The organism is candidate division WOR-3 bacterium (assembly GCA_039801245.1).
Lineage (GTDB): Bacteria > Hydrothermota > Tepidihabitantia > Tepidihabitantales > Tepidihabitantaceae > JAOABP01.
On record JBDRUF010000018.1, the window covers coordinates 19630 to 33707 of the forward strand.

Sequence of the window (14078 nt, forward strand, 5' to 3'; positions counted from 1 at the left end):
TATAGCAAAGTCAAATATGATGTCAAGAGTTGCCGAGGCGAAAAAGGGCGTCTTTCAGGCTGGTTTCTGCTCTAACTAATTGATTGGGCGATACTTATGTGATTATACCCGTTTGATTAGCAAAATAGTCATTTTCCTGGTTCCGCCCCTGATTTTTGTAGCATCTCTTTCCGTCATTTCGAGCGCAGCCGAGGCATCCCTTGTCAGGCTAATCAATATTTAGCTTTTTCTCCCTCACTGCAAATAGGGTTGAGGCGCTGGAGGTCTGCAAAAACTCTTTTATCCTTCGCTCCGCCAATTTTACATACTCTTTATTGATGTCGTAACCCACATAGTGCCTGCCGGTCTTTATTGCGGCGATGGCGGTCTGTCCGCTCCCAATAAAGGGGTCAAGAACAACCTCACCCGCAAAGGTATAGAGCTGGATGCACCTTCTGGGCAACTCCTCGGGGAAGGGCGCGGGATGCCCGACCTTTTTGGCTGATACCGCTGGGAATGTCCAGACGCTTTTGGTTAGTTCCAGAAACTCCTCTCTGGTGATGGTGCTTTTTCTCCCTACGGTTTTTCTGGTAAATGCCCCTTTGGAAAATATGAGGATGTATTCGTGAATGTCTCTTAATGTGGGATTTTGGGCAGAAAGCCAACTGCCCCAGGCGGTTGAAGGGCTGGCGCTGGTGTCCTTGTTCCAGATAACCTGACCTCTCATAAGGAAGCCCAGTTCAAGCAAATCTTCGGTTAGAAATGCCTCAAGCGGAATGTATGGTCTTCTTCCCAGATTGGCGATATTCAAACATAACCGTCCACCAGGAACCAGAACCCGGTAAACCTCCTTCCAAACACGCTTTAAAAAATCTCGGTATTCCTGCAAAGTCAGATTCTCATCGTATTCCTTCCCGACATTATACGGAGGTGAAGTTACCATCAAATGGACGCTGCAATCGGGCAGTTCTGACATATCTTCGCTTGACTTGCAGAATATTCGGTCCAGATATTCTGGGGGTATCGGATTTTCAACATATTTAACCCTATGTTCCTTAGGCAGACCTTCATATAAACGGCTACGGTAAAAACGGCTGGAATCATGCCCGATTCGTCCTGGTGAACCAAAACTGCTGGTCTTTGTGCCTTCTCTTCTGCCGGGGCGCATCATCTTAAATTCCCCTTCTTTTGCCCAGTAAGAAAAGGACTAAATATTCGTTTTTTGGCAAACCCATCTTTATCGCCTAAATTCCTTCACCCAATACAACAGGTATAATTTTTATGGCGCCCACTTTATCTTTCCAGTTTAATCCAATTATTTTTCCTATTCTTCCCTCCAATAATCAACCCATCTCTTATATGAGTTGAATTCAATTTTGGTCCTTTGCCAATTCACCGTGATACTTCGGGTTAGGTTATCGGCAACTAAATCTGATAGCGCCTCTTTTGTAATTTCTACTCCCCGTGGATTTGTCCCCGGCTTTGGAAGTTTTATGTAGTTCTCCTTTCCTATTCTATAAAAGAGTCGCTCCTGTGCCTCCAATGGAATATAATAAAATCCCCCAGTATCATTCCAGTTTATTTGAATTAGGAGCATATCACAGTGAGGGTAATATGATTCACGGAATTCTGCTGCCTTCTGAGCATCGACTGTCCATATCAGTTTAACCCCACCAAGGGATTTGCCGGTAATTGTTTTTATTGAGACTGGTTGACCAAACAATTTCACATCCACCTCCGGCTGGGTGATGGGAACCTCGGTCTCAACATTCTCCTCGCCGAATTTGTAGATAAGTAAAGCGACGATGATTCTTTCGCGCAAGGAGCCAACCTCCATCCCTGTCCTGCCGGCTCGGGAACTTTCCACTTCGGCAAGTTGGAAAAGGTAGGGCAAGCGCCTTTTTATCTTCTCAACAAGTTTCTCATCATCAAATATTGCGTTAAGTTGGCTGGGCATTTTTATCCTTCTTTAGCATCGCCTTTCAGTTTACAATGTATCATACTCCTGATATGTGTCAAGCAGAAATCTTGGTGCAAAATCCATACTCTTTCTATTCATTAAGAGCCGGAATTTTGAGGAAATTAACAGGGGATTTTGCGGAAGATTGGGGAGGAGTGGTTTAAGGCACGGATTAGAAATGGGTTAGGGAGTTTATGGTTTTTGGCTTATAGTTGAAAGGGTTGGTCCACTCCACCACCCCGGATGTGGTTTCGGTTTTCGGTCTGGGTTGAGGGAAGGTTGGCAGGTTTGTTTTGGGCGGTATTTTGGTTGGTGTTAGATTTGTTGACTTGGGATGGGGTTTGATTAGATTTCTGGTCATTGTGATGAGTTTTCAGTTTAAGATTTTAAGCGGAGGTGATAATGGCTAAGCCAAAGGAGAGTTTTTTTGAGCGGATAAGGAGGGAGAAGATAGGGTTTTTGCAGTTGTGGTTTACCGATGTGTTGGGCTTTTTGAAGGGGATCACGATTTCCAGTTCGGAGATGGAGCGGGCTTTCCGGCACGGTCTGGGTTTTGACGGCTCTTCAATTGAGGGTTTTGCGAGGGTTGAGGAGTCGGATATGGTCATCATGCCTGAGCCTGACACCTTTGCCATTCTGCCCTGGAAAATTCAGGAGAAGCGGGCAGGCAGGGTTTTCTGTTCGGTGCTTTTTCCGAACGGGAGACCGGTGCCTTTTGACCCGAGGGAGGTTTTGCGGAAGGTCTTGAAAAGGGCAGAGAAAATGGGCTTTTCGGTTTATGCCGGTTGCGAACTTGAGTGTTTTTATTTTAAGGGTTCAGAGGCGCCGCAACTATTGGATTCGGGTGGCTATTTTGATCTGACGCCGAGCGCGGTTTCTGAGGAGGTGCGGGAGGCAACGATTGCGGCCTTAGAGAGTTTTGGGATTGTGGTGGAGTGCGGTCATCATGAGGTTTCGCCCAGCCAGCATGAGTTTGATTTGCGCTATACCGATGCCTTGAGGATGGCGGACAATGTGATAACCTGCCGCTTTGTTGCCCGGCAGATAGCGCGGGAGCACAATGTCTATTGCAGTTTTATGCCCAAGCCGGTTTTCGGGATTAACGGCTCGGGTATGCACATCCACCTCTCCCTTTTCAAGAATGGTAAAAACAGTTTTTTCTCGGCGAGCGATGAGATGAACCTTTCGCCAATTTGCCGGCATTTCATTGCCGGGCTTTTGCGGTATGCGCCGGAGATTACCGCGGTAACAAATCAATGGGTCAACTCCTATAAGCGGCTTGTGCCGGGTTATGAGGCGCCGGTTTATGTGTCCTGGGCAAGGATGAACCGCAGCGCGCTGGTAAGGGTGCCGGCATTTTCAAGGAGCCGTCCGGATGCGGCAAGGGTTGAGTTTCGCTCCCCTGACCCTGCCTGCAACCCCTATCTGGCACTGGCGTTAATTGTCGCCAGCGGACTTAAAGGGGTGGAAACAAAGATGGCTTTACCGCCGCCGACAACAAACAACATCTACCGGATGACCGATGAGGAAAGGAGGGAGGCGAACATCACCTGCCTGCCCAAGGACCTTTCTGAAGCGATTGGGCTTGCCGAGAAAAGCGAACTGGTGCGGACAACCCTTGGTGATGAACTCTTCAACTTCTTTCTGCGGAACAAGAGGCAGGAATGGGAGGAGTACAAGGCACAGGTTACCGAGTTTGAAATCAAGAGGTATCTGCCGATTCTTTAACCGCGGTTAGATGTTAAATCTTCTGTTGATGGCGGTTGTCTTTTCGGCAAAAGGGGTTGTCATCTCTGAGGTGATGGCAAATCCAAAGGGTTTAAGTGGGGCGCATATGCCTGAAGACAGAAATGAGTTTGTGGAGCTGTATAATGCGGGAAGGGAGGCGATTGACCTTTATAACTACCGGATAGGTGATGGCGATGCGGTTGATTTTATCTGCGCGTGGCAGGACTCAACAATCCTTGAGAAAAACCCCAATGTCATTATAAATAATACCTGGCTCAAACCCGGCGGTTATGCGGTTATCCTTGACCCGGAATACACCGACCCTGATGCGCAGGGAGGTTTTGTTCAGCCCTACCGGTTTGGCGACTCCTGCCTGATTTTGACTGTTGGTAATACCACGATTGGCAACGGTTTGGCAAACAATGACCCGGTAATAGTCTTTTCAATTTATGGTGACAGTTCCACATTTGGCACGCCAGGGGATGCAGGTGACAGTTTTCCTTATAGTGCGGGTGATGGCTTTTCCTGGGAGCGGATTGAACTTTCTGGTCCTGATATCAAGGAGAACTGGGCAGTCTGTCCTGAAGGTTCGGGTTCAACACCAGGAAGGCAAAATGGTATTCTAACGGTGATTGATGTGGTGTTAGCAGGTCTATTTGTTATTGATTCGGTTGTGCCTGAGCCGGGCAATTTATTCAATTTCGGGGTTAATCTTAAAAACAGCAGTTTTATTCCGAGTCCGGCAGGTGAGATAAGATGCTGGTTTGGTGAGGCTGATACATTTTTGCGCACAGGATTGCCGGAGATAGGGGCGCAGAGGGAGACAACCCTCATTTTCAGTGGGGTGGTGCCGAGGATGGAGAAAGAACTTTGGGTTAAGGTGATTGTGCCTCTGGATAAAGATACAATGAACAATCGGGCAAGGGTTGTAATTGTGCCTGGAGGTCAAAAGGGGGTTTTGAGCCTTGGATTTAGCAGTTTCACCCCTGATGATGATGGGTTTGAGGACAGCCTGCCGATATTTTATTCCCTGCCTGAGCCCAGGGGCAGATTAACAATAAGGGTCTTTGACCTTAAGGGCAGGGTGGTGAGAACCTTGGTTGAGAACCTTAACTATGGTGATTTTTGTAAAGGCACGGTCTACTGGAACGGCAGAAGGGATAATGGGGCGCTTGCACCTAGTGGATTTTATTGCATTGTTTTGGATTGCAGGTATAAGGGTGATAGAATCAGGGCAAAGATGCCGGTTGTTTTGGTTAAGAGATAAAAGGGTTTTATCTGGCTCTGCCGGAAAGGATATAATCTGCAGGGTTTACCCAGTTGCCGTTGACCTTGATCCCGTAATGGAGGTGGTTGCCGGTTGCCTGACCGGTGGCACCAACAGTGGCAATAATCTCACCCCTTTTAACCTGTTTGCCAACACCCACCCTTAAAGTCCGGCAATGTCCAAAAAAGGTGTGGATGCCATAGCCATGGTCAATCTCCACAGTTCTGCCAAAACCCGGTTTCCAGCCGGAATAAACAACCCTGCCATCAGCCGGGGCAACAATCGGGGTTCCAGGAGGGGCAACAATATCCATCCCCTCGTGGATTTCGCGCCTGCCGGTAAACGGGTTCTGGCGATAGCCATACCCTGAAGTTACCCAGCCCTGAACCGGCCAGATTGAGGGGAGATGGCGCAGGCGGACCTGCTCCTGGCTGGCGGTTCGCTCAATTTCCAAAAGGGAGTTCTGGGCAAATTTTGCCCGGCGCAGAAGTTCATCAATCTCGGGTGCGACGCTTAAAGGCTGGGTGCCGCCAATTCCCATCCTGCGGACATCCCCAGGCACCAGGCTTAAATTTACCGCTGCCCTGAGCCGGTTGTCCATCTGCTCGGTAAAGGCAAGGAACTGGCGGAAACTGTCCACTGCGGCAGCATAGGCAGAAAGTTTCTGGTTTAGGACCGAGTTTTCCGCAATCAACCGGTTGAGCATCCCCTGGTTGGTAAAACGGTTAAAAACAAATCGGCTGATGGTGCCGCTGAAAAAGAGAAAGCCGAGGAGAACCGCACCCCCAATATATATATAGTGGAGGGGAATGGCAAGGCTCAATGCCTTGTTCCGTCGGGTCAGGTTAACCCAAACCTGGAGCTTTTCCATAGTGGCATTTTAGCGGTTCAAAATTCCCTGTCAATCTTTTCTTTTCAGAAAGTTTTATTTTTGACCGGGGTAATTTTTCTGGTATTATATAAGGTTATAATAAAAGGAGGTCTTTTGAATAGTTTTATCGGTCGTGCCAGCCTTTTTCTAATGCTGGCGGTAGCTGTTCTTTCTGCCGGTGTAAAGAACCATTACAATATGGGACCGGCACACAGGTTTATGCCCGTAACCGGTGAGGAAATCAACCGTATCAGTTTCAGCAACGGTTTTTTTATTGATACCCGTTATGGTGAGCCGGTTGTCCCGGCTGATTTCAGGCTTGAGCCCGAAGATGGGGAGGCGGTTTATTATATCGTTCAGTTTACAGGTCCAATTCAAAGGCGCTGGTTCAGAGAGCTGGAACGGCTGGGCATCAAAACCATTGGTTATCTGCCCAATTATGCCACAATCGCGAGATTGAGTCCGCAAGACAGGGAGCAGGTTGCCGGTTTGCCTTTTGTTAACTGGATAGGGATATTCCAGCCGGCTTATAAGGTTCAGGCAGAACTGCTTGAGGGTAACGGCATTAAAGATATTGCCATCCTTATTACTCCAGGTGAGGAGCCGGAGCCAATAAAGGCGGTTATCACAGGTCAGGGGGGGAAGGTTATCAATACCACCACCAGCCCTTTTGGCACGGTAATTGAGGCAACGGTCAGCACCTGGGCGATTGCGGCGATTGCGCGCAGACCCGAGGCGTTCTGGATTCAGGAACGGACCGAGCCGACCACCGCCAACAATAAGTGCCAGTGGGTAACCCAATCTGGCTGGAGTTCAAGCGCACCGCCGGATACATCACTTGCAGCCCGTCCTGCCTGGCTTAATGGTGTGCGTGGCCAGGGGGTAATAATGTCAACAACCGATACCGGGTTAAATATGGGGCATGATATGTTTCGGGATGATTCAATGAGCGTAACACCGCCTGGTGTCTGGCCCGAACACCGCAAGGTTGTTGCCTATAAGAAATATGGCACTGCGGATGCGAGCGAAGGGCAGTATCACGGTTCCCATGTTAATGGGACGGTTGCCGGAGATGACTCAATAACCGGCGGCAGCAGTTTTTATGACGGGATGGCAATCAAGGGCAGGCTCTATTTTGTTGATGTCACCAATGGCAGCAGTTTTGTTGTCCCTAATGACCTTTGGACGGTCTGGGATACGGTCTATTTTGGCAGGGGTTTGCCCGATTCGCTGCGCCCGATAAGGCAGCATTCCGGCTCCTGGGGATGGGGAAACACGAGCGGGACATATCTGATTCAGGATGCTTCAACCGATGCATTTGCCTGGGCGTATAAGGATTTTTTGAATATTATGGCAGCAGGTAACGAGTACTCAGCCAGGCGCATCCGCAACCCCGGAATTGCCAAGAATGTGCTGACAGTGGGTGCAACCAGGAATGGCACCTCGTCAAATGCGATTGCCAGTTTTTCCAGCCGGGGTCCAACACAGGATGGCAGGCTGAAGCCGACAATAATGGCGCCTGGTGAGTCGCTCTATTCGGCGACACGAACCGGGACAAATACCTATTCATCGATGAGCGGGACATCAATGGCAACGCCCGCAGTTTCAGGTGCGGTGGGTCTGATGCGCTGTTATCTGCAGGAGGGTTATTATCCAACTGGTGAACCGGTTGAGGAGAACCGGCTTGATTATATTTCGGCAGCGCTCTTGCGTTCAATGGCAATCGCATCTGCTGACCCGAACATCGGCTCCTATACCCCGCCGGACAATAACATTGGCTGGGGCAGGATTGATGTTGATTCGGTGCTCTATTTTGCTGGCGATACCAGGCGGCTTTTATTAAAGGATGATACCTTTGGTCTTGCTACTGGTGAATACAAGATGGAGTATTTTCAGGTAAATTCGGCAATTCCGCTGAGGGTCGCTTTAGTGTGGACCGACACCGCGGCTGCGCCCAATGCCAATCCCACACTGGTAAATAATCTTGATTTGGAGTTGATTTCACCTGCCGGCGTTTCCTATCACGGCAACAAATACTCAAGCGGTCAGTCAATTGAGAACCCAACCGGCTGGGATTCAATCAATGTTGAGGAGTGCTGCCGGGTCAATGCGCCTGATTCCGGGCTCTGGGCAATAAGGGTCTGGGCGCGCAATGTCGCTACGAGCAGGCGCCAGCCTTTTGCCTGGACTATTACCGGTGATGTCAGCTTTAGTTCATTTATGGCTGATGTCGGGGTGAGTGCGATTCTGGCACCGGTCGGTGAGATTGATTCGGGCACAATCGTGACGCCGCAGGTTTTGGTTCAGAACTTCGGGACCGAGGATGAGAGTCTATCAGTGGTTTTTGCGATTGAGCCGGATTATGCTGATACCCAGTCAATCTTCATAAATGCGGGTGCGGCAGAGACACTGAACTTTCTTGACTGGGAGGCTCTGGTCATCGGCACCTATGCGAGCCGGTGCACAACGATGCTTTTTGGTGATATGAACACAACCAATGACCTTGCGGTTGACAGTTTTGAGGTTGTGCCGGTTAGCGGGGTTGCCGAAGGCAAGAATCTGCCCAGGCGGCTTTTGCTTGAACCGACTCAGCCCAATCCGTTTACCAACAGGGTTGCCATTCGTTATGGCTTGCCTGTTCAGACAGGGGTGAAGGTGCAGATATTCTCGGTTACCGGCGAACTGGTAAAGACGGTGGTTGCGGGTGAGAAGGCTGCCGGTTTTCATCAGGTGTTCTGGAACGGAACCGATGAGCGCGGGCATAATCTTGGTTACGGTGTTTTCTATCTGCGGCTGACAACCGCTGAAAAGGTTTTGACCAGAAAGATGGTCAGGACAAGGTAAAAAGACAAAAGGAATAAGGGGCGGAAGGCAAAAACCTGCCGCCCTTTTTATTTTTCTATTGCGGTCAAAACCCGATTGTTGGCGCAGTCAATAACAATGGTTGCCTCGCCATCCTGACCGGCAACATAGAGCCGGTTGTTTATCTGGTTATAGGCGCAACAGCGCGGGTTAACCATTCCGCCAAGGGAATCGGGCAAAAGGATGGTTTTCTCAAGGACCTGGGCATTCAAACTGAGAGTGCAGAGAAGAAGGAAAGGCAGGGCTTTGGTATTCATCTGACGGTGTTGGAGCGATTATAGGACAGGACAGTTTCAGGTCAAGCGGTTCTGAAATGGTCTTATTCAGTTGAAGGTTAAGGTAAGGGGCAGAACCCTCAGGAAGGCAAAAGTTTTAATCGGGCAACAGGTTTGAAAATGGTGCAGATAAGGGGGTGGTGGGGAGGACCTGCCCTCGCTATGAAAAATAAAGAGGAAGCGGGTTCTCAAGCCTTTGCCAAACCGAAACTTATCAGTTTGGACAGGTTAAATCAGAAAATCCCGCGTTAATCTTTGCCAATTTTCGGCTCTTAATAATAGAAGGTGTTGGCGTTGACGATTGGTTTTGAAGTTCTATAATCTCCTAAATGTGAACTTAACCAGGAGGAGCTTATGAAGGCTTTTCTCGTGTTTGTTTTTGCCGGATTGGCAACCATTGGTTCAGGAGAATGGGTCTCAATTGGTCCGGATGGTGGCAATGTTATGGCGCTGGCAATTGACCCGAACAACTCCAGCAGGCTTCTGGCAATTCCCTATACCTATCCTGATACACCCAATGTTTATGTTTCTGAGGACAGCGGTGCAAACTGGCAGGTTGCAGGCAGGTTTGGTGGTCTCTATCCCTTGTGTCTGGCAATTGACCATCATCAGCCAAGGAGGGTTTATGCGCTTGGTCGTTCTGGTCTGTTCTTGTTTTCAACTGATGGGGGCGAAACCTGGAACAGCCGTCCCCTTAGCCGGTTTGCCTATGCGCTGAAACCTGACCCGCATATTGAGGGCAGGGTTTTTGCCTGCGGTTCTGAGGTTATTGGCGGCAATCCTGTGCCTGTGGTTTTTGTCTCCACCGATTACGGTGAAAACTGGTTCAGGGTCATTCCTGATTCCCAGGCAATTTCAATTCAGGCTTTTAGCCTGGCTTTTGACCCGAATAGAAGTGATTTGGTCTGGCTCGGGTGTAACGGCGCGAGGGTTTATCGCTCAGAGGATGGTGGCACAAGCTGGGAGTTGCGGGGTTCGGGTCTACCGGAGAATTCAACAGTCCAGATGATTTCGGTAAATCCGGATAACAGCAGTATTGTCCTTGCCGCCACATCAGCAGGTGCCTATCGGACAACCGATGAAGGTGAAAACTGGTACCAGGTGGAGGTGCCGCAGGCGATAATGGTTGACTTTCCTCTGACTGATGGGGCAAGAGGTTATGCTATAGGTTATAATGAGACAACAAGGGCGAGTGCGGTTTTTGTCTCCACCGATTCAGGTGCGAGTTGGAGTTTGGCACAGCCCGGAATTGTTCTTGATAAAGGGAGCGGCTTCTGCTCAGACCCGAATGTCCCGCTTGTTGCCTATGTCAATAATACCCGTGGTGTTTTTCGGACGGTTGATGGTGCTAATAACTGGTCAGAAAGGCATTCAGGTCTGCGTTTTGCCCACATCTCGACAATCAGCGTGAGCCCGGTTGATTCCAGCCGGGTTTATCTTGAGTTTTACGAGAACGGGGTCTATAAGTCTCTTGATGGTGGCAACACCTGGCAGAGGTGTGAGGATTTCCTTGCCTGCGGCAATATCTGTGGCATCGGAATCGCACCCAATGCCGGCGTGGATGTCCTTTATGCGCTTGAAGGCAAGGGTTGAGGCTCCTCTGAGCTCTTTAAGAGCACGGACGGCGGGTCCGTCTGGACACAGATTGACAGCTATTATGATGATGGCGGCTGTTGCATCGTCCATCCTGACAATTTGGATTTGATTCTCACCGGTGGCAGAGGTCCTTCAACCCAGACCAACTTGTCTTTTGTTGTCTCCTATTCAACCGATGGCGGCACCAACTGGACAAGATGCAACCTTTCCGGCTCAACATCAGGTTTCTGTTATTCCCTTGCGGTAGCACCTTCACAGACACAAATCGTTTATGCTGGTGGCGAGGTTGGTGGCTCAGGTGCGGTATATCGCTCAACAGACAGCGGTTTGAACTGGACAAGAACCCCTGGTTCACCAGCGGAAACGGTCTTTGGTCTGGCGGTTCATCCTTTTGACCCGAACCGGGTTTTTGCCGCAACCAGCGGTGGTGTTTATCTGACAACCAATGGTGGTGTTGACTGGAACCTTTTGCGGGAAGAGCGGGGGTTACGCGCGGTGAGGGTTTATCCTTTTAGTGCGGATACGGTCATCGTTGGTGGTGATTTCGGGGTCTTGATTTCTGAGGACGGTGGCAACTCCTGGGATGAGATGAATCAGGGGCTTGGCTGCACAAAGGTGACCGCGCTGGAGTTTGCCCGCGAGGATGAGCTGCGTCTTATTGCCGGAACAAATGGCGCTGCCTGTTATGCCTGGGTTTTCCCCACCGGGGTGAGCGAGTTAAAGGAAAAAGGGCTGAGGGTGTTGCATATTGCCCCTAATCCGGCAACAGGGCAGGTGCGGGTTTCTACCGGAAAGGATTTTGGCAGGGTGGCGCTGTTTGATGCTTTGGGCAGAAGGGTTTGGCAGGGGATGAGTAGCGGTAATGAGATGGTAGTTGATGTGCGCGGGTTAACACCAGGCTGCTATCAGGTTGAATTTGTGGCAAACGGGCAAAGGAAATACCAGCGGCTGATAATCAGCCGCTAAATAATTGGCGAAAGCCCTGATTAATGCACCACCAGCAGTTTTACCGGTGAACTGGTGCTGTTGGTTTTAATAAAGTAAACCCCGGACTCAAGATTGCGGCAGTCAAGATAGAGCGAGCCCTTTCCGCGCGGGAACGGTAGCGTTTTCATCAGGCGACCGGCGCGGTCATAAAGGCTGATTTTGGCTGGTGTCAGGGTTGGTGAGAGCCTGATTTCAGCAAAGGCACGGGCAGGATTGGGTAAAACAACAACCGGTTTGGGTAGGAGTTTGGGTTGGGGAGCGGCAATTCCGGTTAATGGTTCAACAGTGGTGAACTTGATCGCCCTTTGCGGGGCGATTGGTGCGGCACCATGGGCATAGGAGCCGTTATATAGGCACTGGATTGCAATCTGGCGGGTCTGGTCCTGGATGCCAACAGTTGAACTTGTGTAGCCGTTAGCGGTGAGATACTGAAAGACAATCACATTGTCACCGGTCGGGGTGGTGATGGTGGTGTCATAGATTATCACCTGAAACTTGTCCCTGAGCGCGCGGGGATTGTAATAGCAGACGCTGTCGTATTCAACAATCAGGCGGTGCCCGGAGGTGTCATAATACCAGTAGACAAAGCCGGTGTTGTTGTAGTCAGGATAGAGGTCGTCCCAGTTGACGCAGATAACACCAGGAGGGGTCTGGGAACTCGGCAGGGGCTGATTGGTGTAGCGGGGTTGGCGGTAAAAGCCCGGGCAGAGCCAGCCATCAGCCGAGATGGAGAGGGAGTCATACTCCTGTCCATAGAAGCGGAAGGGTCCGAACCCTTCGGGCAGGGCAATAACCTTGACGCTGTCATTATGGGGAAATGTTAATCTTGTGCCAACGGTATTAATCTCAATCCATTCAAAAACCGGATGCTCGGTATAGCCGGTGTCAATGTCGTCATAAGCCCAGTAAAGCGGTGGCCAGCGCGGTCCATCAGGAATCGGGTCGGTGATGAGATACTGACCGATCTGGATGTTGAAGGAGGTCTGATAGGTGCTTTCATCAGCAAAGATGGTCAGGCTGAAACCTGCCTGGTGTTCGCGCGGGGTTTGGGTTGAAGAGAGCAAAAGATAGGGGGTTGAACAGATTGCGGTGTCACCACCGGGGATGTCGCCAAACAGGGATGAGTCCTGAAGGGTGGTGACAAAGGTGTCGGTTGTTGACAGAAGGGCAGAGACATTGTGCCCAGCAACCGTGCCGAAGTTTTTGAGCGTCAAGTAGACCGCAATGCTTTCACCTGGGTCCCAGAAGTTGTTGCCGCCAAAGTCATCAATCCGGATGCGAAGGAGTCCAAGTAAAGGCATATTCAATGGCAGGGGCTGAGCCAAAGTTGCCAGCCCGGCAACGCCCGCCTTTGTTACCTCGGTGCAGAAGTCGTTGTTGTTATAACCGGCGCCAATGGAGTCTCCGGGTGTGTGGTAATAGGGGTTGACCGGCCAGAAGTCCTCAATACCACAAAAGGCTAAGTAGCCGTTGTTCCAGAATGGACCGTGGTCAGAGTTCTGGTTGTCATTGACCATCCGCTTGTAAATCGGCAGGGTGGTATAGGTGTCGGCAATCGCGGTAAACCAGTTAACAAATGGCTCGCAGGGCGGGTTGTTAATCTTGCCCATAACATCAAGGTTTTCCGGCTCGGCATCAACATAGCCAATCATATCAAAGTTCAAAACACCAAGGATGGAGTCGCCCTGAGAGCGTGCCTGACCAGCATAGTATTCGCTGCCATACAGTCCGAACTCCTCTCCGGAAAAGGCGATGAACCGCAAGTCATAGGTAAAGAGATAGCCCTGGGTAACCCTTGCCGCCTCAATAACCGCTGCGGTGCCAGAGGCGTTGTCATCAGCACCAGGTGCGTTGCTGGACGCATAGGAGTCAAAGTGTCCGCAGATGATAGCATAGGGGTTACGCTGACCAGAGGTGCCATATCTGATGCCAATGACATTGGGTGCATGGCCGGTGGTGTGATACTGAAAATAGACCGAGTCGCAGCCATAGTTGATGAACTTCTGGCGAATCCATTCGGCTGCTGCGCGGCAGGAGTCAGAGGTTGAGTAGCGGGTGCGATACCGCTGGAGCCGGTTGACATAGGAAAGAACTGAATCGGGAGAGACCGCACCGACCATCTGCTCAATCAAAGGGTTGGAAAATACCAGTGGCGGTTCAAACTTAACCGGTTTGAAAACCCAGGGCTGGAGAGTGATTCTTGCGAGCATTACCCTGAGGCTCAGCAACTTTTCAACATTTTCTGGTTTAACCGCAACAAGATACTCATCGCCGTCAAAATCAAGAATCTGGCTGATTTGGGCAAGTTGTTCTCTTTTCGCCCAGTCAAAGAGATGAACCTGATAATAAATTTTATCTCTCGGGTTGTAATCAAGGATTCTGCCATTCAAGTTGTTAAGAACGGGCTCATCCTGTTCTGAACCAATGACAAGGACACCATTGCCGGTAACGCCAACAACATTGAACAAATCCTTTAATTGTTCTGGCTGGACATCAGGGACAATGGCAAGAAACTCACCGGCAAAACCTAAACCGATAACGATGAGAAATGTT

The 14078-nt window shown here is 50.1% G+C and carries 10 protein-coding genes; 5 read left to right on the forward strand and 5 right to left on the reverse strand.

All coding sequences use genetic code 11. The features are described 5' to 3' along the window. Positions 1 to 208: 208 nt before the first annotated feature. Together ABIK47_03835 and ABIK47_03840 are read right to left on the reverse strand one after the other, a co-directional pair. Positions 209 to 1147, reverse strand: a complete 939-nt coding sequence (locus ABIK47_03835) for a site-specific DNA-methyltransferase (GenBank protein MEO0019756.1) — start codon at positions 1145 to 1147, stop codon at positions 209 to 211. 156 nt (positions 1148 to 1303) lie between these two features. Next, positions 1304 to 1936, reverse strand: coding sequence for a ThaI family type II restriction endonuclease (locus ABIK47_03840; protein ID MEO0019757.1), 633 nt, complete (start codon positions 1934 to 1936; stop codon positions 1304 to 1306). Between the two features lie 405 nt (positions 1937 to 2341). Here ABIK47_03840 and ABIK47_03845 point away from each other — a divergent pair, with 405 nt between their 5' ends. Next, on the forward strand, positions 2342 to 3667 hold the full coding sequence (locus ABIK47_03845) for a glutamine synthetase family protein (protein ID MEO0019758.1): 1326 nt from the start codon (positions 2342 to 2344) through the stop codon (positions 3665 to 3667). Between the two features lie 10 nt (positions 3668 to 3677). Continuing rightward, a complete protein-coding gene (locus ABIK47_03850) occupies positions 3678 to 4934 on the forward strand; it encodes a lamin tail domain-containing protein (GenBank protein MEO0019759.1) in 1257 nt (418 codons plus the stop codon). 7 nt (positions 4935 to 4941) lie between these two features. Here ABIK47_03850 and ABIK47_03855 read toward each other — a convergent pair whose 3' ends face one another. Further along, the gene (locus tag ABIK47_03855; protein MEO0019760.1) at positions 4942 to 5805 is read right to left on the reverse strand and encodes a M23 family metallopeptidase; all 864 of its coding nucleotides are present in this window, start codon (positions 5803 to 5805) and stop codon (positions 4942 to 4944) included. 114 nt (positions 5806 to 5919) lie between these two features. Between ABIK47_03855 and ABIK47_03860 the strand changes: the two genes are divergently transcribed. Continuing rightward, positions 5920 to 8649, forward strand: a complete 2730-nt coding sequence (locus ABIK47_03860; protein ID MEO0019761.1) for a S8 family serine peptidase — start codon at positions 5920 to 5922, stop codon at positions 8647 to 8649. A gap of 47 nt (positions 8650 to 8696) precedes the next feature. Here the strand turns inward: ABIK47_03860 and ABIK47_03865 are convergent, their stop codons facing one another. Continuing rightward, on the reverse strand, positions 8697 to 8924 hold the full coding sequence (locus ABIK47_03865) for a hypothetical protein (protein ID MEO0019762.1): 228 nt from the start codon (positions 8922 to 8924) through the stop codon (positions 8697 to 8699). A 372-nt stretch (positions 8925 to 9296) separates the two neighbouring features. Between ABIK47_03865 and ABIK47_03870 the strand changes: the two genes are divergently transcribed. Both ABIK47_03870 and ABIK47_03875 read left to right on the forward strand, forming a co-directional pair. After that, on the forward strand, positions 9297 to 10535 hold the full coding sequence (locus ABIK47_03870) for a YCF48-related protein (protein ID MEO0019763.1): 1239 nt from the start codon (positions 9297 to 9299) through the stop codon (positions 10533 to 10535). A 102-nt stretch (positions 10536 to 10637) separates the two neighbouring features. Further along, positions 10638 to 11504, forward strand: a complete 867-nt coding sequence (locus ABIK47_03875) for a T9SS type A sorting domain-containing protein (protein MEO0019764.1) — start codon at positions 10638 to 10640, stop codon at positions 11502 to 11504. A gap of 20 nt (positions 11505 to 11524) precedes the next feature. Here ABIK47_03875 and ABIK47_03880 read toward each other — a convergent pair. Further along, positions 11525 to 14078 (reverse strand): M28 family peptidase (locus ABIK47_03880; protein ID MEO0019765.1); only part of this gene is annotated, 2554 nt, incomplete at its 5' end.

Coding starts and splice junctions, on each gene's coding strand:
- ABIK47_03865 (MEO0019762.1), bottom strand. CDS start 8,924: ATGAATACCAAAGCCCTGCCTTTCCTTCTTCTCTGCACTCTCAGTTTG.
- ABIK47_03870 (MEO0019763.1), top strand. CDS start 9,297: ATGAAGGCTTTTCTCGTGTTTGTTTTTGCCGGATTGGCAACCATTGGT.
- ABIK47_03835 (MEO0019756.1), bottom strand. CDS start 1,147: ATGCGCCCCGGCAGAAGAGAAGGCACAAAGACCAGCAGTTTTGGTTCA.
- ABIK47_03850 (MEO0019759.1), top strand. CDS start 3,678: ATGTTAAATCTTCTGTTGATGGCGGTTGTCTTTTCGGCAAAAGGGGTT.
- ABIK47_03840 (MEO0019757.1), bottom strand. CDS start 1,936: ATGCCCAGCCAACTTAACGCAATATTTGATGATGAGAAACTTGTTGAG.
- ABIK47_03845 (MEO0019758.1), top strand. CDS start 2,342: ATGGCTAAGCCAAAGGAGAGTTTTTTTGAGCGGATAAGGAGGGAGAAG.
- ABIK47_03855 (MEO0019760.1), bottom strand. CDS start 5,805: ATGGAAAAGCTCCAGGTTTGGGTTAACCTGACCCGACGGAACAAGGCA.